Below are 16,492 nucleotides of genomic sequence, written 5' to 3'. Positions count from 1 at the left end.
CGTCAGTACACCTCGATGTCGTTGATCAGGGTTGCGGTGCACATCCGGCCGACCACGCTGTCGCGGGCGGCCTGCCAATCGAAGGTCGCCTGGACGCCCTGCGGCCCGGAAATCTCGATGCGCGGGCGCGGCAGGTAGACGGCGTGCACGGTGAATGTGAAGCTCTCGCCCGAGGGCAGGACGTAGGCGAATTCCATCTCGCAGGCCTCGCCGTTGATCGCCTGCGTGACCAGTGTCTGGTCTGCAAAGCGCACCTCGATCCGACCGGTCAGCGCCGCGATGGACGGGTCCGCGCCGTCGATGCGCCCGTCCGAGCGGATGGTCTCGATCCGGTCGAGGTTGTTGGCATAGGTGATCTCGGCCGAGACCACGTTGCCGAGCGCAGTGCCATTTCGGCTGATCGACCCGTTGAAATGGCCGAAGCGCTTCAGCTCCAGCGCGGCCGGCGTCCCCGCGCCGGTGGTCGTCGCCACCGTCTCGCCCTGCGCCACCAGCCGCGCGGTTGCCGTCAGCAGGCCAGATCGCTGCATCTGCCAGGTGATCTGGTCGAGCACGCAGCCGGAATACATCGCGTAGCGCGGCACCTCGGGCATGCCGGTCTCGATGGAGAGGCTGGGCAGCGTCCAGGCACCCGACTGGAACTCGTGCGTCCATGGGCCAGTGCCCGTCGTCGTCGGCGCGCCGAACGCCGCCGTCAGCCAGAAGCCGAAGGCCTCCGCATCGAGCGGCACGACGACGTCGCCGTCAGCCGTCACCGCATCCTTGATCGGCGCCAGCGGGTCGCGGCCGTAGCCCAGCAACTCCGAGTTCAGCAGCGGCTGCTCGGCGCCGAGCGAGGTACTGGCGAAGGGCATGCGGGTGAAGCCGCTGGCGGGCGGCGTTCCATAGGTCGTCTCGAACGCAAGCGCCATCAGCGCCCGCGCCCCTTGGCCTCGTGCCATCGTGTTCTCCTCGGGTTGTCTGGGTCAGCCGAGCGGATCGGCCGTGGAATAGTGCAGGACGACCGGGATCACGGCGGCCTTCAGGCTTGCCGCGCCCTCGACCGGTAGATCGACCGGGCGCGGCGCTTCGGCCTCGACCCAGTCGCAGAGCCCGCTCAGCGTGCGGTCGGCGGCAAGCGCTGTGCCGATGCTGGCGGTCAGCGTGTTGAATGCGACGTCACGCGCCGCGCCCTGCACGACCGCCTCGATCTCGGCTCGGTGCTGGTAGTGGTAGCGCAGGGGCGACAGCGTGACCTCCGGCTCGCCCGGCTCGCCATCGCGCAGGATCAGCAGGCCCGCGGCCGGCACGCGCTCGGGCAGCACCTCGCCGCGGAGGGCGGTGGCGGGCAGCGCCGAGAGCCGCGCGTGTAGCGCGGTGAGGATGGTTTCGCGGGGGGTTGGCATGTACGGACGCTCTGAGAGTCGTTATTGCAAAATTAGTGCTTCAAGGCTATATAGCCTCCAAGACATGAGGACCGGATGCCGTGGACCGTTTCGTTCGCAGAGGAGTTCGAGCCGGAGTTCGACGAGCTCCCGCAAGAGGTGCAGGACGCGATCCTGGCACGCGCGCTCCTGCTGGAACGCGAGGGGCCATCGCTCGGTCGACCGCATGCCGACACCCTGACGGGGTCGAAGCATGCGAACATGAAGGAATTGCGCTGCAACGCCGCTGACGGCGTATGGCGCATCGCCTTCGCATTCGATCCCGACCGGCAGGCGATCCTGCTTGTCGGCGGGGACAAGTCAGGTGGCAACGAGAAGCGCTTCTACAAGCAGCTGATCGCCCGGGCCGACGAACGGTTCGACCGCCATCTCGAGAGACGGAAAGGATGACGATCATGGCACGGACTCTCAAGGACAAGCTGGCTGCCCTCGATCCCGCCCGGCGTGCAGGCGTCGAGGCCGAGGCGGATCGTCTGCATACAGAATACCTGACACTGCAGGAGCTGCGGAAAGCCAAGGAGATGACACAGGTCCAACTTGCCGAAACTCTCGGCATCCAGCAGGCGACGGTGGCGAAATACGAGCGTCAGAGCGATCTGCTCCTCTCGACGCTCACGAGCTACGTGCGTGCAATGGGTGGCAACCTCAAGCTGATGGTCGAATTCCCCGGCAAGGCTCCTGTCGCACTCGAGGGGCTCGGAGATACGGAGGAGCCCCGTCGTCGGCGCCGCGCGGCGCAAGAAGAGCGAGAGGTCGAGGCGCGCGCCTGATCATCGAATCCTTTCGTCCACCCAATTCGCCACTATCAGCCCCGGCACGCTGTCCAGCGCCCGGTCCGCGTCCCGCGCCAGGTCCAGCCGCTTCGGCAGCTTGACCTGCGGGACCAACAGGAATATCGGCACGGTGACCTTGCCGCGCCCGGTCTTCGAGCGCGACACGACCGCTTGGCCCTTGGTGTTCAGCCGCCCCTCTGCCACCAGCAGGCTAGGCCCGCTACGGCGATAGACGAAGCGCAGGCGCAGCCCGCGTCGCCGTTCCCATTCTCCGGGCGTGATCCTGCCACCGCGCAGGGATTCGCCTGCGGCGGGCAGCGGGATCGCCAGCCAGAACCCGTCCTTCGAGCGGATCAGCGGCCCCGTGTCATGCGCGCCGACGATGACCGGCGCCTTCGACCAGACCAGTGCTGCGGCGTCCAGGCTCTCGCCCGACCTCGGGAAGCTCTGGCTGCGGATCGAGTTGGCCAGCCGCGTGCCGAGCCCCGCGCCGGTGATCTGCAGCCGCCATGCCGACTTCAGCCCGATTCCAGCCTCGCGCATGGCTGCGGTGACCGCACGTTCGCCCGCCGCCACCTCCGCCGCCATCATCGCGACGATGTCGGGATCGATGTCGAGCTTCAGTTTCACGCGGGCCTCAGATCGACGGTCCAGACCAGCCGCTCGCGGTCGTGGACGGGCTCGCCCTGAATGAGGAAGGCGTCGCCGTCGATCTCGATGCGGTCGCCGGGGCGTGGGTTCACCACCTCGGCCACGCGCATGTCGATCCGGGTGGTCTCGGACCAGAGCCGGGCATCGCCGAAGTCGGTGACCGCATCGGCTCGTCGGGCGACGACGCGCACCAGCACGGGCGCGCCGCCGTCGGCCATGTAGACCGCGTCCCGGCCGATGTTCGGATCGGCGAAGAGCGCACTGAGCGCAGCGGCGAAGGCGCTCATCAGAACGTCGCGTTCAGGCGGACCCGGCCGATGGTGTCGCCCGCGCCGCTCGCCACCGCCTCGACGGCCACGCCGATGAGCGTGTTGTCGGTCGCGACGGTCGTGGTGCGCTTGTTGGTGTCGTCCCAATAGACCTTAGCGCCGACGGTCCAGGCCTGCGAGCCGACCTTGGTGATGTCGAAGACCCCGACGAGCGCGGTCTCGACGGGCTCGCCGAGGGCGGCCGCTCCGGCGGCGATGCCGAAGATGGAGCCGACGAGCAGGCCATCGCCGGAGGCGACGGCATAGGGCGCGGTCAGGGTGATGGTGTTGCCGGGCTGGACGTAGTTTTTCATGGACGTGATCCTCGTGGAAAGACGAAGGGCGGCCCGGCAGGACCGCCCGTGTGTCAGGGTTCAGGGTGGGTGCCTTACGCGCCCGGGTTCTTGTAGAGGCCGCGCCAGTCGATGGCCTTGGCGCCGAAGTCGAGGCGGCACTTGATCTCGACCCCGTCGACATCGAAGCCGTTGCGGGTCTCGATGTAGGCGCCCTGCTGGCCCTCGAGATAGGCGTACTCGATGGTGTCGATCTGGTTCGGGCTGGCCGCCAGATACCAGGCGGTCTCGCTGGCGGCGTCGAGCCGGGGTTCGCTGATCGGCGCGAGCGTGCGGATCGATTGCGGCACCACGCTGGACGTCGCGGCGGGCACGAGGTTCTGCGCGACCAGCTGCTCGGCCTTCAGTTCCAGCGAGGCGGGCACGATCAGGAAGGCGGGGCGGACGTTCAGCACGGTCTTCTTGTCGAGGCCGGTCTGCTTGGCCATGGCGGCGCGGGCCGCACCGACGCTGCCGACATCGAGCGTCGCGCCGGTGCCCGCGAGGTTCTTGTGCGTGGTGTGGAACAGCGCGTTGCCGTCGGCCATCGCCGGGTTGGAGGTGATGATGCCCCAGACCACGTCCGACTCCAGCTGGGCGATGGAGTTGCCGTACATCGCCGGGATCCGGGTGAAGGCGTCGAGATCGTCGTTGATCAGCGTCTGGCGGGTGATCGCGACCACCCGGCCATAGGTCTTGACCTTGTAGCTCTCCTTGCTCTCGCCCAGCGTGCCGCGCTTGAACTCGCCGCTCTCGCCGACCTCCAGCAGTTGCGGGGCCTCGCCGAGCTGGACCCTGTGCATCGCCTTGAAGTCGGTCGCCAGCACCTGGCGGCAGAACAGCATGAAGGTGCGGGGATAGGCCTCGTAGGCTTGCCGCAGGGTCTTGTTGGTGACCGCCGAGAGGATCTCGGGGAAGTCCGAGGTCGAGTGCAGCGCCCGCGTCGCCACCTCGTCGCGCGACAGGCCGCGGGTGTTCACCCCGGCATTGCCGAGGCTTTCGCGGGCGAGCTCCAGCAGCGTCATGCCGCGATACTGGCGCGCGGCGTCCTCCAGCTGGAACAGCGTCGGGCTGTAGCGGTGCAGCAGCGCGTTCGCCACCGCGTCGCGCCGGGTGATGCGCTCGTCCCGGCCGCCGAGCGGGACGGAGACGTGCGGGAAGGTCCGGGTCTCGTCGGATTTCGCGGCGACCTGGTCGAGGATCAGGCGGCGGGATTCGTCGACGCTGACGCCGCGCTTGACCAGATCCTCGGCGAAGCCGCGCTCGAGGTTCAGCCGCCCGGCCAGATCGTAGATCGTTGAGACACGGTCGCGCTCGGCCTCGCGGGCGCGGGTCGCGACCGCCTCGGTGTCGGGCGCGGGCGTCGCCTGCGTCTTCGGCTGGCTGCGCGTCTCACTTGCGTGGACCTTCGGTTCGCTGGCGGCGACCTTCGGGTCGGGCGCAGCCGCTTTCGGCTCGGTCATGGGGGTGCCCTCGGTTTCGACCGGCTCGGTCGGCTGGGTGGTGGCGGGGGTTGCGGCGTCGCTCGCCAGGGTCGGGGTCTTGTCCGTCATCGGGGATGCTCCTTGCGGTGTGGGGGCGTCCCGGCGGTGGAGGACGCAGTCGTGAAGGGGATGCTGGGCGCGGAAGCCCGCGGCGGGGTCGGCGCCAACCGCGACGGCTGAGACCTCGAACGGCGTCCAGTCCACCGCCCGCCAGAGTTCGCGGGCGGCCTCTGGCTTGGAGACCTCGAAGCGGTGGACCTGATAGCCGATCGAGACCGCGCGGATGTGCCCTGCCTGAATGTCGCGCCAGATCGGCTCGACGTCGGCGCGCTCGCTGATCCGTACCAGCGCGATGCCGCGGCCGTTCTCGATCCGGGCCGAGCCCGGCACGACCGAGCCGATCACCGCGTCGAGCGTGTCGAGCTCGTGCACCTTCAGGAATGGCGCACCCGCGTTCAGCCGGTCGAGGCGGACATGCGCCGGATCGAGGCTCAGCTCCTCGTCATAGGGCTCGCCGAAGAAAGTGGCGCGGCGGACGCGGGCCCCGGCCGACCAGACCACCTCGACGGTGCGGGTGTCGGCATCGGCCGTGTTCGGCGCAAGCTCCGCCGACCGGCGCATGGCCGGCAGTTCGATCATCGTGTCCATGGGGTCAGTCCTGTTGGTCGGCCTGCGCCGGGTCGGTTTCATCCGCGTCGTCGGCCGGTTCGTCATCGTTCGGATCGGCCGACGGATCGCCGGTCTGGGCGCTGCCGGTCTTGGTGACGCGGCGCGGGTCGCTGTCGAGCACCAGCCCCAGCGCGTCGAGCTTGGCGTTAGTCGCAGCGATCTCGGCCAGCACCGCGTCGGGGTTCCGGCCCTGCTTCGCGATCACCTCGGCCAGCGTCATGGTGCCGGAGCGGATCGACAGCAGGTTCGCCATCGCGTCCTTCTGCGGATCGACCGCCTCGAACTTGGGCGGCGACCATTCGACCGGCACGATGGGCGACGGGATCTGGCCCGCCGCCCACGCGGCCTCGGTGAACCAGCGCCAGACCGGCGCGCAGAACATCGGGATGAAGAGCTGCCACTGCACCGCGTCGATCTGGCGGCGGAACTCCACCAGCTGGCCTACATGTCCTTCCCCCGCGAACACTGGGCTCAGATCGCCAGCACAAATCCACTGGAACGGGTGAACCGCGAGGTGAAGCGACGCGCTGACGTGATCGGCATCTTTCCGAACGATGATGCAGTCATTCGTCTCGTCGGCGCGCTGATGCTCGAGACAAACGACGAGTGGACCGTCGCCCGGCGCTATATGAGCCTTGAAACGCTCGCCCGCGTCACCGACAATCCCAACGTCAGGCTGCCCGCCGTGGCATCCTGATCGAACCCTAATCTTTCCGGGGGTCGGCGCTCATACACCATGCCCTGGGGCACTATCCAAGGTTTCAAGCGGGAGCGGTTTCAGGGGTGAAGCCGGAAGGGATGAAACTTCTCCAGAGTTCCAGCGGCACCGGCTGGTCGATGAGCGGCTTCCGGGCGCGTCCGACGGAACACGCTGTGAGCTCAACTTGCCTAAACACGCTCCGGATCAGCCCGTCTGGGTGGGCATGCAGCGTATAGGGTGAACAGCACGTCTCCACTGTTGTCCAGTGATTCATCAAAATTGTTACGGTAAGGGCGGTCAACGGATCGTGCAAAGTCGCTCCGCAGTAACCGCGCAGGATGCCGACATGCCCAAGAAAGAACCGGGGGACCTTGCGGCTTCGTGCCGGAAAGAACGTCAGGCCCCTGCCGTACCCAAGCCCCGCTTCGCTTGGTCCAAAGGGAAGTCTTCCTGAGAGCACGAAGTTGGTTCCGCGGGGAGATAATACCTTTCCGTTCACCAAAGCATCAACGAAACCACAAATGCCCCGCGCGCTCGATACAGCACCTTGTGCCGGGCCGAACACTGTTGTTGTCTTTGGCCGGATGGTGATCCTTTCGCCTATTGCATCAAAGGCAATGCCTTCCACAAGGTTTTTCGCCGCCGTCGTTCCTACAGTTGGACCGGCGGGATCAATTTCTGATCCCCCTATTCTTTGTAGTAGTCCTAGCGCCGTTTTCCAATAGCTTCGGCCAATCGCCCATTCGATAGCTAGACCGATCAGAGCGTAATTGATATCGCCATATTGGAACGCCGGACTCACCACAGCGCTGGGCGTGAACCTTGCACTTTTTATAAGACTCACAATCTGTTCTCGCCCAGCACCGGGCCTCGCAAGCGGGAGTAGACTGCTCACGGTTTCTGCCTTACTTCGCTCCTCGAGTTGCCCGAAAGGTGAGCGATGGCGCATCAACTCACCCAGCCGGCGTTCGCCAAGTCTTCCTTGGCACCCGGCGCTGACTTCGGGGAGGAAGTCTGAAACGCGCACCGCATCCGACAGCAATCCTCGGTCGATCAGGTCTGCCAGCGTGACGGATGCAATCATTTTTGATTGCGATCCAATCGCGAAGTATCCACCCGCTTTCAGGTCGCACGTCTCGTTTCCGCAGTAGGAGCCCTCAAACAAAAGTCGTCCTTTGCGGAATATCGCGGCGCACGTTCTATGGTTAACCGAGCGTTCGGCCTGGCTTGCGAGAGTGTGATGGATCAGCTCGATAGCCACGTGCCCCGGCTCGGGGTCGGGTACTGCCTCTGAATTCCGCTCGCAAACAGATTGCATTCGATCCCTTGGTTCGACCGCGAATGAGAAAGTTCGGTCACCGACCAACAGTAAGCGGCGCGTGTCGTGGCAAGCATCTCGAGCAGAGTCCGCGAGAACAAGGGATTTGGCCAGTAAAATTCCAGGTGGACTGCCTCGAACTCGGCGTCGGGCATGCGCACGTAGCCCTCGGATCGGGGTGGGTTCATAGGATCCTCCTGACGATGTTCTCCAGATCGTAGGCCAGCCGCGACAGCGACAGCGCACGGGTGTAGCGCGCCTCGCGCCTCCGATGCACCCGCAGACCAACGGAATGGCCGAGCGCTTCAACGGCCGGATAGAGGATGACCTGCAGAGCCATCGCTTCCACAGCGGCGAGGACCTGAAGCAGACCATCCTGCGATATGTCCACCTCTACAACACACAGCTCCCGCAATCAGCCCTGAACGCCCGAACACCCATCGGCGCTCTCAAGGACTGGCAACGTCACAGACCCGAGCTGTTCAGGAAACGCGTCTACAATCTCGCGGGATGTGACAGCTAGCCCTTCAGCACCTTTGTTGACGAGCCGTTGCGCCGGTTCGCTTGACCCGGAGGTGCTTCCTTGCCCTCCTCATAGCCCAGATGCGGTCAGCTCCGCGCTCTGCATCCGCTCCATCAGGCGGATCTTCAGCTCCTTCATCAGCCCGGCATTGCCGAGCAGATCATCAGGGCGCTCAACACCCTTCAGCAGTTCATCAAGAAGTTCCTGAAGATCGTCATGCATGCTTCCTTTCGGTGACGCATGGACCGGATCACTCATCCACAGAAGATCGGACACTCTCCAGGATGGCTCATCCAGGGCGGGGCGTCATTTGATCAATGCGACGGCCTGCCGGAACTTTGGATGCTCGGCAGTCCGCAGCCATTCAAAGACCACCATCTCTGTGGTGACGATCTCGGCCCCTTGACGCTCCATCCGGCGCAGGGCCGCCTCCTTGCTCTCGGGCCGACGCGAGCCGAGCGCATCCTGCACTACCCAGGTCTGCCTCGAGGCGGCGATCAGGCCCAGCACTGTCTGCAACACACAGACATGCGCCTCGCAACCGGCGACGACAACATGGGCGTCGGCAGGAACCCGTTCGAGAAAGCCCTCCTCGCGGCACGCATCAAAAGACTGCTTGTGAACCAGGCGATCTGCCGGGACCGGGATAGCATTCACGGTTGCCCCGAGACCCTTGGAGTTCTGCTCGGTGTAAAGGCAGGGGATGCCCATCAGTGCTGCTGCATCGGTCAGCCGCTTCGCGTTACGGACCGCAAGTTCACCATCATGGATCGCCGGCATCAGGCGGTCCTGAAAGTCGATGACCAGAAGCAGCGCGCGTGCGGGATCAATGGTCATCATGGTCCTGTCCTTCCACAAGCCGCTCGACACGCTCATCGACATAAGCCTCCATCCGCTCGGGCGCAGAGGCTCCGAACATACGGATGCGGCCGGTATGGAGCAGCAGCAAAAGCCCCGTGGCATGGGCGAAGCAATCCACCATCAGCAGGTTGGCACGCTCTGCCGAGGCGCCAAGCGCGATGGCCGCCTCGGCGATCGGCTGCAGGGCGGCTTCAAGCGCTGCATTCAGCCGCTCGTCACGCTCGCGCCCCAGGCCCGCCGGCTTCATGCCGCCGCGGAACAGATAGAAGCCCAGATCCAGGTCGCGCGGGTTCGCTGCATAGAAGCGGAAGAACGCCATCGCGGCTGCCTTCAGCCGCTGCTGTGGGGTCTTCGGCCCCGCCACGCCTTCTCCGACTGCGGCGCCCAAGGACAGCAGCGAGTCATGCAGCACCTCGGCGTACATCGCCTCCTTCGAGTCGAAGTGAAAATAAAGCGCGGCGGGCGTGTAGCCGGCACGGACTGCGATGGCCCGCAAGCTGGCCCCGTCCAGCCCTTCCTCTGCGAACACCTGCCGAGCGGCATCGAGGATCAGCGCGCGCTTCTGTTCGCCATCCGCCAGACGCCGCCTCTGCCGCTCTGCAGCCATGCGCGACTCCTCTTGACAAAAAATCTGACGCTGTCCGGTATTCTAACGGTGTTCAGGTGTTCGAGCAACCGGGAGAATCGCCATGCTCATGTCAGCCGCCGAATACCGGGACTCGCTCCGGGCCTATAAACCCCGCGTCTTCGTCAGCGGGCAAGCTGTCGAAAGCGTCGCCGACGAGCCGATGCTCGCGCCCGGCATCGCCGGTGTCGGCGTCACCTACGACTTCGCGCTTGAAGCGCAGCATGCGCCCATCATGACCGCGCGGCAGGGCAGTTCCGGCAAGACCGTCAACCGAATGCTGCACATCAACGAAACCTCGCAGGACCTGCTCGACAAGCTCGAGGCGGTGCGGCTGGTCTGCAAGGTCTCGGGCTGCGCGCAGCGCTATCTCACCCACGATGCCCTGAACGGCATCTGGCAGGCGACGCATCTGACCGACGCCAATCACGGGACCGACTACAGCCAGCGGTTCCTCAACTACCTGCACGAGGTCCAGGACCGCGACATGACGCTGGGGATTGCGATGACCGACGCCAAGGGCGACCGGTCGCTGCGGCCTGGCAGGCAGGTCAACCCGGACGTCTATGTCCACATCAAGGAGCGGCGCCCGGAGGGCATCGTCATCCGCGGCACCAAGGCCATCGTGACAGGCGCGCCCTACATGCACGAGTTCCTGGTCATGCCCTGCCGCACCCATGTGCCCGAGGACAGCGCCTTCGCCGTCTGCTGCGCCGTCCCCTGCGACGCGCCGGGCGTAACCATCATCTCGCGCCCCGCGGGCCAACCGGGGAATGCGGCGGCGAAGTTCTCGGCCAAGTATGGACAAGCGGTGGCCATGGTGGTGTTCGATGACGTCTTCGTGCCGCATGACCGTGTATTCCTGGCCGGAGAAACCGTCGCAGGAGGCTTTCTGACCACGTCCTACGCGACCCATCATCGCCATTCCTGCATCGGTGCGCGGGCTGGCTTCGGCGACCTGCTGATCGGGGCAGGAGCACTGATGATCGAGGCCAACGGACTCGATGCGGATCGTCACGGTCATATCCGCGATCAGATGGTGGAGCTCATCACCATCACCGAGAGCTTCTTCGCCTGTGGCGTCGCATCGTCGGTCTATTGCACGAAGGATCCGGCCGGTTCGGTGATGCCCGATGCGGTCTTTTCCAACATCGGCAAGCTGCTTCTGGCGACGAAGATCTACGATATGCACCGGGTGGCGCATTATGTCTCGGGCGGGCTGATCGTCGCGCTGCCGGGTCCCGACGAAGACCACAACCCCGAAACCGCCGCCTCCATCGCCGCGGTGATGGGCGGGCGTGCCGACATCCCCTTCGAGCAGCGCGCCGAAGTTGCCCGTTTCATTGAGGACCTGACGATCTCGCACGAGGCGGGCTGGTATTCGGTGATCTCGCTTCACGGCGGTGGTTCGCCCGAGGCGATGAAGCGGGAAATCTGGCGCAACTACCCGGTCATGGAAAAGGTGGAACTGGTGGAAAGCTTGCTTGACCGGGGCGTCCTCAACGATGGCCGGCGGGTCTCGAAGCAGCCGGGCCGATGCTGCACGACGGGCTGTGAGGTTCCGAAGCCGATGGAACCTTCGGAACCAATTGCTTCACATCTTGAACGCGTCGAACTCTTGCGGCGAGGTCTCTGACCATCAGTCCCGGAAAGCACGCACGGCTGCTCCGGCCGGCCGCTCTTGCTACGCCCGCATCCGCCGCGGAAGCGGCGAATGTCGAGCAAGGGCACGAACGAACGGCCTTGATGATGTACGCTCAGGCCTGCAGCCTGCATCCAAGATGGCCACCGGTGCCCGCTTTTGCCGTGATCGGCATGGAACGGCGTCGTGTCATCCGCCGCTCGGTTGGGTCCGTTGCCGCTCCTCGCCTCGAGCGAGGCGCCCATGCCCTCAGCGCGCGAAACGGCGACGGCGTGGCAGCGGAACCGGTGACGGGGTTCGGGACTTAGGCAGCGGGTGCGTGGTGGGCACCCGTCCGGGCGGGACCGTGAAGGGAGGCGCAGGATGGCGATGCAGTGGCCGTCGAGCCCGACCGTACCCGATGACCTGTCACTCTAAGATTCTGGCGATGATCGCAACCCGTTCGTTCGTGCAGTACCGACCGCAGCGGCGGTCTCATCTGGGAAGGCCAACCTCATGAATCTTGCCTCGAGGGTCCTCGCCGTGGCCTGTCTCTGCTGTGTTGCCCTGGGGGCGGCGCAGGCTCAGCAGCAGGGGCAGATGCCGCCGCCCGCCGTGGTGGTGGAACGCATCGTGGCGCAGGAAATCACCGACCCGGTCCGCTTCAGCGGGCGCGTCGAGGCGATCCAGGCCGTCGACATCCGCGCCCGGGTCCAGGGCTTCGTCGAGTCGGTCGAATTCGAGGGCGGGGAAGCCGTCGAGGTGGGACAGCTTCTGTTCACGATCGAGCCCGACGGATACGAGGCCAACCTGACCGCGGCGCAGGCGCAGCTTGCAAGCGCCGAGGCAGCATTCCGCGAGGCGCAGCGCAACCTGGCCCGGAACCAGGAGTTGAGCGAGAGCGGCACCATCGCCCAGGCGGCCCTTGACGAAGTCATCGCGGCCTCGGAAGCGGCCGAAGCCAATGTCCAGATCGCCCGGGCGGCGGTGCGGCAGGCCGAACTGGAACTGGGCTACACGCGCATCGAATCGCCGATCAGCGGGCAGATCAGCCGCCCTATCTTCACCGAAGGCAGCCTGGTCGGCCCCGATGTCGGCGCCCTGGCGCGGGTCGTTCAGCTTGATCCGATCCGCGTGGTCTTCGCGGTGACCGAAGGAGAGCTGGTCGATCTGCGCCAGGCGCAGTCCAATGGCAGTTCCGGTGCCGATCCCGCGCAACTGGTGCTGAGCCTGGAGCTGCCGAACGGCACGATCTACGACCAGCAGGGCGTCTTCGACTTCGTGGCCGCCGAGGTCGATCCCTCCACTGGCACGGTGGCCGTCCGGGCGACCTTCCCCAATCCCGATGCGCTGTTGATCCCCAACCAGTTTGTCACGCTGATCGTGCGCGAGGCCGACGCCGAACGGCGCCCCGTCGTGCCGCAGACGGCCGTTCTCCAGGACCGCGAGGGCCGCTTCGTCTACGTTCTCGAGGATGACGGCACCGTTTCGCAGCGACGCATCGAGATCGGCGCCCAGGTCGAGGGAGGCTGGGCGGTGCTGTCGGGCCTTGAGGCGGGCGAGCCGGTGGTCGTCGAGGGGATCCAGCGGCTCAGCGATGGGATGCAGGTGCAGCCGAGCGAGGGGCAGCCGGTCGCCGGAGAGGCGGCCGAGGACGATGAAGCGCCTGCCGCCGCAGCGGAAGGCGGCGCCACGGAGGAGGAGGCAGCGGATGGCGGCGCTGGCGCCCAGGCTGCCGCCGAGGCGCCGGCGCAGCCGGCCGAACCGGCAGCCGAAGGAGACGAGGCCGCGCAATGATCTCCTCGACCTTCATCACCCGCCCCCGCCTGGCGATGGTGGTTTCCATCGTCATCTCGCTGGCCGGCGGCCTGGCGCTTCTTGCCCTGCCGGTCCAGCAGTATCCGCAGATCACGCCGCCCACGATCAACGTGTCGGCGACCTATCCGGGGGCCAGCGCCGAAGTGATCGCCGACGTCGTCGGCGGCCCGCTGGAGACGGCGATCAACGGCGTCGAGGACATGATCTACATGTCCTCCAACAGCTCCAACGCCGGGCAGTATTCGCTGTCCGTCACCTTCGCCGTCGGCACCGACCCCGACATCGCCCAAGTCAACGTCCAGAACCGCGCGCAGCTTGCCCTGTCGCAGTTGCCCGCCGCCGTGGCCGAACAGGGCGTCACCGTCAACGCCTCCTCGCCGGACTTCCTCATGGCGCTGGGCTTCTTCTCGGCCGGGGGCAGCCTGAGCCCGCTGGAGGTCACCAACTACGTCGCCACCAGCATCGTCGACAACCTGTCGCGCGTGAACGGCGTGGGCGAGGCTTCCGCGGTCGGGGCATCGGAATATTCGATGCGGATCTGGCTGGACCCGACGCAGATGACGGCGCTGGGCCTGACGCCCGACGACGTGGCGGCCGCGATCGAGGCGCAGAACATCCAGGCGTCGCTCGGCTCGATCGGCGCGCAGCCCGCACCCGAAGGTACGGATGTCCAGTACACCCTGGTGGCCGAGGGCCGGCTGGAGACCCCCGAGGAGTTCGGCAACATCGTCGTGGTGGCCGGGGACGACGGCGCCCTGGTGCGGCTGGAGGACATCGCCCGCATCGAACTGGGCGCCCAGAGCTATGCGGCAAGCGCATCGCTGAACGGCCAGCCGACCACGATGCTGACGATCTCGCAGGCGCCGGGCGCCAACGCGTTGCAAACCGGCGCGGCGGTGCTGGCCGAACTGGAACGGCTCTCGGCGACCTTCCCGGCGGATCTGGAATACCAGATCGTCTATGACGCCACGCGCTTCGTCAGCGCCAATGTGGACGAGATCATCAAGACGCTGGTCGAGGCCTTCGTCATCGTGGTTGCGGTGGTCTATCTGTTCCTGCAGGACTGGCGGGCCACGCTGATCCCGCTGATCGCCATCCCTGTCTCGCTGCTCGGCACGCTGGCCATTCTGCTGGCGATCGGCTTTTCGGCCAACACGATCACGCTGCTTGCGCTGATCCTGGCGATCGGCGTGGTGGTGGACGATGCGATCCTGGTGGTCGAGAACGTCCAGCACATCATGGAGGATCATCCAGACCTGGACCGGGCAGAGGCGACGCGGCGGGCCATGAGCCAGATCACCGGGCCGATCATCGCAACCACCCTGGTGCTGCTGGCGGTGTTCGTGCCGACCGCCTTCCTGCCCGGCATCAACGGCCAGTTGTACCGGCAGTTCGCGGTGACCATGTCCTCGGCCCTCCTGCTCTCGGCGGTGGTGGCGCTGACGCTCAGCCCGGCGCTGTGCGCGACGCTTCTGAAACGGCCCAAGAGCGGACACCGCCGCGGGCCGCTGGGCTGGTTCACCCGGGGGCTGGACGCGACCCGCCGGGGTTATGGCCGGGTGGTGGCCTTCCTGGTGCGCGTGGCGATCCTGCCGCTGGCAATTCTGGGCGCCGCCTTCTTCGGGGCCTACACGCTCTTCACGGGCCTGCCCTCGACCTTCCTGCCCGACGAGGATCAGGGTTCGCTGTTCCTGGACATCCAGCTTCCCAATGCCGCCTCGCTGGACCGCACCACCGCCATCATGGCGGATATCGAGGAGACGCTTTCGCAGACGCCAGGGGTGGAAAACGTCATCTCGGTTGCGGGCTTCAGCCTGCTCCAGGGCTCGCTCGTCCCGAACGGGGGGCTGGCCCTGGCCTCGCTGGCGCCGTGGGAGGAACGCGAGTCGCCCGAGTTGCAGCTTCAGTCCATCCTCGACCGCCTGCGCGCCGAGTTCGCCACCATTCCGGGCGCCAACATCGCCGTCTTCGCGCCCCCGGCGATCCCCGGCATCGGCGCGGTCGGCGGCCTCGACCTGCGGCTTCAGGCGCTGGAAGGCCAGCCGCCCGAGGAGATCGCCCAGGTGGCGCGCTCCTTTATCTCGGCCATCAACGCGACGCCCGAGGTCGATGGCGCCTCCACCACCTTCTCGGCCGACGTGCCGCAGGTCTTCGTGGATGTGGACCGCACCCGCGCCGAGGCGCTGGGCCTCAGCGTGGCCGACATCTATACCACGCTGGGCTCGTTCATCGGCACGCGCTACGTCAACGACTTCACGCTGGAAGGCCGGGTCTTCCAGGTCAACCTCCAGGCGGATGCCGACTATCGGGCCAGCGTCGAGGATATCCTTGACCTGTATGTGCGAAACGACCAGGGCGAGATGGTGCCGCTGCGCACCGTGGTCTCGACGACCACCGTTCTCGCGCCCTACACCATCTCGCGCTACAACCTGTCCGTGGCGGCGCCGATCAATGGCCAGGCCGCCGCCGGCGGAAGCTCTGGCGCCGCCATCGAGGCGGTCGAGGCCGTGGCGGCCGAGGAACTGCCCGAAGGCTACGGCTTCGCCTGGTCCGGCCTGTCCTACCAGGAGGCGCAGACGTCGGGACAGGCGGTGATCGTCTTCGCGCTGGCGCTGCTGTTCGCCTATCTGTTCCTCGTGGCGCAGTACGAAAGCTGGATGCTGCCGCTGCCGATCATCCTGTCGCTGGGTGTGGCAGCCTTTGGCGCAGTGGGCGCCCTGTGGCTGTTCGGGTTGCAGAACAGCGTCTATGCGCAGATCGGCATCGTCGTCCTGATCGGCCTTGCCGCAAAGAACGCCATCCTGATCGTCGAGTTCGCCCGCGTGCAGCGCGAGGAGGAGGGCCATCCGATCGCGGATGCGGCGCGCCAGGGGGCCGAGCAGCGCTTCCGGGCCGTCCTGATGACCGCGCTGGCCTTCATCCTGGCGGTGATCCCGCTGGCCTTTGCGACCGGCGCGGGCGCCGGGGCGCGGCAGGCGATCGGGGTGACGATCCTGGGCGGGATGCTGGCCGCGACGGTGATCGGCATCTTCATCATCCCGACCCTGTTCGCGGTGATCCAGCGTCTGGCCGAATGGGGATCGGGCGCGCCCAAGGCCGCCGAAACCAGACCGGCCGAGTAGCCCGCGCCGGACGGCCATCCCTTGCCGGCCGGGCATGGCCGACAGCGTCGGCGCAAGGGATGGCTGTCGTGCCGCATCCGGTGCGGCTGTTGCGCGCGCCGACCCTGTCGGCGACGATCCCCGCAATCAGGGGCGCGGAAAGCCGGATACCGTTCGGATTGCGGACGTGGGAAACTTCGACCGAGGCGCGGAAAAGGAACCGTCGCCCGGTGGATCCCGCCGAAGAAGCCGTTCGTGGAACTGGCGACATTCCGGTGAAATGA

The 16,492-nt window shown here is 66.5% G+C and carries 15 protein-coding genes and 3 pseudogenes; 7 read left to right on the top strand and 11 right to left on the bottom strand.

Annotated features, from left to right (window positions below; genetic code table 11):
• Positions 1 to 2: 2 nt before the first annotated feature.
• Both ACZ1HC_RS04965 and ACZ1HC_RS04960 read right to left on the bottom strand, forming a co-directional pair.
• Positions 3 to 941, bottom strand: a complete 939-nt coding sequence (locus ACZ1HC_RS04965) for a phage tail tube protein (RefSeq protein ID WP_472699007.1) — start codon at positions 939 to 941, stop codon at positions 3 to 5.
• A 24-nt stretch (positions 942 to 965) separates the two neighbouring features.
• The gene (locus tag ACZ1HC_RS04960; protein WP_472699006.1) at positions 966 to 1,385 is read right to left on the bottom strand and encodes an acyl-CoA transferase; all 420 of its coding nucleotides are present in this window, start codon (positions 1,383 to 1,385) and stop codon (positions 966 to 968) included.
• A 75-nt stretch (positions 1,386 to 1,460) separates the two neighbouring features.
• Between ACZ1HC_RS04960 and ACZ1HC_RS04955 the strand changes: the two genes are divergently transcribed.
• Both ACZ1HC_RS04955 and ACZ1HC_RS04950 read left to right on the top strand, forming a co-directional pair.
• The gene (locus tag ACZ1HC_RS04955; protein ID WP_472699005.1) at positions 1,461 to 1,814 is read left to right on the top strand and encodes a type II toxin-antitoxin system RelE/ParE family toxin; all 354 of its coding nucleotides are present in this window, start codon (positions 1,461 to 1,463) and stop codon (positions 1,812 to 1,814) included.
• 5 nt (positions 1,815 to 1,819) lie between these two features.
• Positions 1,820 to 2,194, top strand: a complete 375-nt coding sequence (locus ACZ1HC_RS04950; RefSeq protein WP_472699004.1) for a helix-turn-helix domain-containing protein — start codon at positions 1,820 to 1,822, stop codon at positions 2,192 to 2,194.
• Here the strand turns inward: ACZ1HC_RS04950 and ACZ1HC_RS04945 are convergent, their stop codons facing one another.
• From ACZ1HC_RS04945 to ACZ1HC_RS04925, 5 genes are all read right to left on the bottom strand, one after another.
• Positions 2,195 to 2,827: a DUF6441 family protein gene (locus ACZ1HC_RS04945; RefSeq protein ID WP_472699003.1), complete on the bottom strand. Its 633-nt coding sequence runs from the start codon at positions 2,825 to 2,827 to the stop codon at positions 2,195 to 2,197. It abuts the gene before it with no gap.
• Positions 2,824 to 3,135, bottom strand: coding sequence for a head-tail joining protein (locus tag ACZ1HC_RS04940; RefSeq protein WP_472699002.1), 312 nt, complete (start codon positions 3,133 to 3,135; stop codon positions 2,824 to 2,826). The genes ACZ1HC_RS04945 and ACZ1HC_RS04940 overlap by 4 nt, the downstream gene beginning before the upstream one ends.
• Positions 3,135 to 3,470 (bottom strand): DUF2190 family protein, encoded by a 336-nt coding sequence (locus tag ACZ1HC_RS04935; protein WP_472699001.1) that lies wholly within the window; start codon positions 3,468 to 3,470, stop codon positions 3,135 to 3,137. Before ACZ1HC_RS04935 ends, ACZ1HC_RS04940 begins: the two co-directional genes overlap by 1 nt.
• A gap of 74 nt (positions 3,471 to 3,544) precedes the next feature.
• The gene (locus ACZ1HC_RS04930; RefSeq protein ID WP_472699000.1) at positions 3,545 to 5,620 is read right to left on the bottom strand and encodes a prohead protease/major capsid protein fusion protein; all 2,076 of its coding nucleotides are present in this window, start codon (positions 5,618 to 5,620) and stop codon (positions 3,545 to 3,547) included.
• A 4-nt stretch (positions 5,621 to 5,624) separates the two neighbouring features.
• Positions 5,625 to 6,074, bottom strand: a complete 450-nt coding sequence (locus ACZ1HC_RS04925) for a hypothetical protein (RefSeq protein WP_472700868.1) — start codon at positions 6,072 to 6,074, stop codon at positions 5,625 to 5,627.
• A 3-nt stretch (positions 6,075 to 6,077) separates the two neighbouring features.
• Here ACZ1HC_RS04925 and ACZ1HC_RS04920 point away from each other — a divergent pair.
• Positions 6,078 to 6,338, top strand: a pseudogene (locus ACZ1HC_RS04920) (transposase); the annotation flags it as partial.
• Positions 6,339 to 6,402: 64 nt separating this feature from the next.
• On the opposite strand, the gene ACZ1HC_RS04915 reads toward ACZ1HC_RS04920, so the two are convergent.
• Entirely contained in the window at positions 6,403 to 7,602 is a 1,200-nt protein-coding gene (locus ACZ1HC_RS04915; RefSeq protein WP_472698999.1) for a serine hydrolase domain-containing protein, read from the bottom strand.
• 313 nt (positions 7,603 to 7,915) lie between these two features.
• On the opposite strand from ACZ1HC_RS04915, the pseudogene ACZ1HC_RS04910 reads away from it, so the two are divergent.
• Positions 7,916 to 8,182 (top strand): annotated as a pseudogene (locus ACZ1HC_RS04910) (integrase core domain-containing protein); the annotation flags it as partial.
• Here ACZ1HC_RS04910 and ACZ1HC_RS04905 read toward each other — a convergent pair.
• From ACZ1HC_RS04905 to ACZ1HC_RS04895, 3 genes and pseudogenes are all read right to left on the bottom strand, one after another.
• Positions 8,182 to 8,404: pseudogene (locus tag ACZ1HC_RS04905) on the bottom strand (transposase); the annotation flags it as partial. The pseudogenes ACZ1HC_RS04910 and ACZ1HC_RS04905 overlap by 1 nt on opposite strands.
• Positions 8,405 to 8,488: 84 nt before the next feature.
• Complete coding sequence (locus tag ACZ1HC_RS04900) at positions 8,489 to 9,022, bottom strand: isochorismatase family protein (protein ID WP_472698998.1); 534 nt, start codon at positions 9,020 to 9,022, stop codon at positions 8,489 to 8,491.
• Positions 9,009 to 9,650: a TetR/AcrR family transcriptional regulator gene (locus tag ACZ1HC_RS04895; protein WP_472698997.1), complete on the bottom strand. Its 642-nt coding sequence runs from the start codon at positions 9,648 to 9,650 to the stop codon at positions 9,009 to 9,011. The genes ACZ1HC_RS04900 and ACZ1HC_RS04895 overlap by 14 nt, the downstream gene beginning before the upstream one ends.
• Before the next feature lie 82 nt (positions 9,651 to 9,732).
• On the opposite strand from ACZ1HC_RS04895, the gene ACZ1HC_RS04890 reads away from it, so the two are divergent.
• The 3 genes from ACZ1HC_RS04890 to ACZ1HC_RS04880 all read left to right on the top strand — a co-directional run bounded on the left by ACZ1HC_RS04890 (position 9,733) and on the right by ACZ1HC_RS04880 (position 16,229).
• A complete protein-coding gene (locus ACZ1HC_RS04890; RefSeq protein ID WP_472698996.1) occupies positions 9,733 to 11,304 on the top strand; it encodes a 4-hydroxyphenylacetate 3-hydroxylase family protein in 1,572 nt (523 codons plus the stop codon).
• Between the two features lie 501 nt (positions 11,305 to 11,805).
• On the top strand, positions 11,806 to 13,086 hold the full coding sequence (locus ACZ1HC_RS04885) for an efflux RND transporter periplasmic adaptor subunit (protein WP_472698995.1): 1,281 nt from the start codon (positions 11,806 to 11,808) through the stop codon (positions 13,084 to 13,086).
• Positions 13,083 to 16,229: an efflux RND transporter permease subunit gene (locus tag ACZ1HC_RS04880; RefSeq protein ID WP_472698994.1), complete on the top strand. Its 3,147-nt coding sequence runs from the start codon at positions 13,083 to 13,085 to the stop codon at positions 16,227 to 16,229. The genes ACZ1HC_RS04885 and ACZ1HC_RS04880 overlap by 4 nt, the downstream gene beginning before the upstream one ends.
• Positions 16,230 to 16,492: the final 263 nt, after the last annotated feature.

The sequence above is a fragment of the Paracoccus sp. BR5-17 genome (assembly GCF_055693925.1).
This window is presented reverse-complemented; position numbering and strand designations above follow the sequence as displayed.

Excerpts from the sequence above, each read along its gene's own strand:
- ACZ1HC_RS04895 (WP_472698997.1), bottom strand. The coding sequence starts at position 9,650 with ATGGCTGCAGAGCGGCAGAGGCGGCGTCTGGCGGATGGCGAACAGAAG.
- ACZ1HC_RS04965 (WP_472699007.1), bottom strand. The coding sequence starts at position 941 with ATGGCACGAGGCCAAGGGGCGCGGGCGCTGATGGCGCTTGCGTTCGAG.
- ACZ1HC_RS04940 (WP_472699002.1), bottom strand. The coding sequence starts at position 3,135 with ATGAGCGCCTTCGCCGCTGCGCTCAGTGCGCTCTTCGCCGATCCGAAC.
- ACZ1HC_RS04880 (WP_472698994.1), top strand. The coding sequence starts at position 13,083 with ATGATCTCCTCGACCTTCATCACCCGCCCCCGCCTGGCGATGGTGGTT.
- ACZ1HC_RS04935 (WP_472699001.1), bottom strand. The coding sequence starts at position 3,470 with ATGAAAAACTACGTCCAGCCCGGCAACACCATCACCCTGACCGCGCCC.
- ACZ1HC_RS04885 (WP_472698995.1), top strand. The coding sequence starts at position 11,806 with ATGAATCTTGCCTCGAGGGTCCTCGCCGTGGCCTGTCTCTGCTGTGTT.
- ACZ1HC_RS04955 (WP_472699005.1), top strand. The coding sequence starts at position 1,461 with ATGCCGTGGACCGTTTCGTTCGCAGAGGAGTTCGAGCCGGAGTTCGAC.
- ACZ1HC_RS04960 (WP_472699006.1), bottom strand. The coding sequence starts at position 1,385 with ATGCCAACCCCCCGCGAAACCATCCTCACCGCGCTACACGCGCGGCTC.
- ACZ1HC_RS04930 (WP_472699000.1), bottom strand. The coding sequence starts at position 5,620 with ATGGACACGATGATCGAACTGCCGGCCATGCGCCGGTCGGCGGAGCTT.
- ACZ1HC_RS04950 (WP_472699004.1), top strand. The coding sequence starts at position 1,820 with ATGGCACGGACTCTCAAGGACAAGCTGGCTGCCCTCGATCCCGCCCGG.
- ACZ1HC_RS04890 (WP_472698996.1), top strand. The coding sequence starts at position 9,733 with ATGCTCATGTCAGCCGCCGAATACCGGGACTCGCTCCGGGCCTATAAA.
- ACZ1HC_RS04900 (WP_472698998.1), bottom strand. The coding sequence starts at position 9,022 with ATGATGACCATTGATCCCGCACGCGCGCTGCTTCTGGTCATCGACTTT.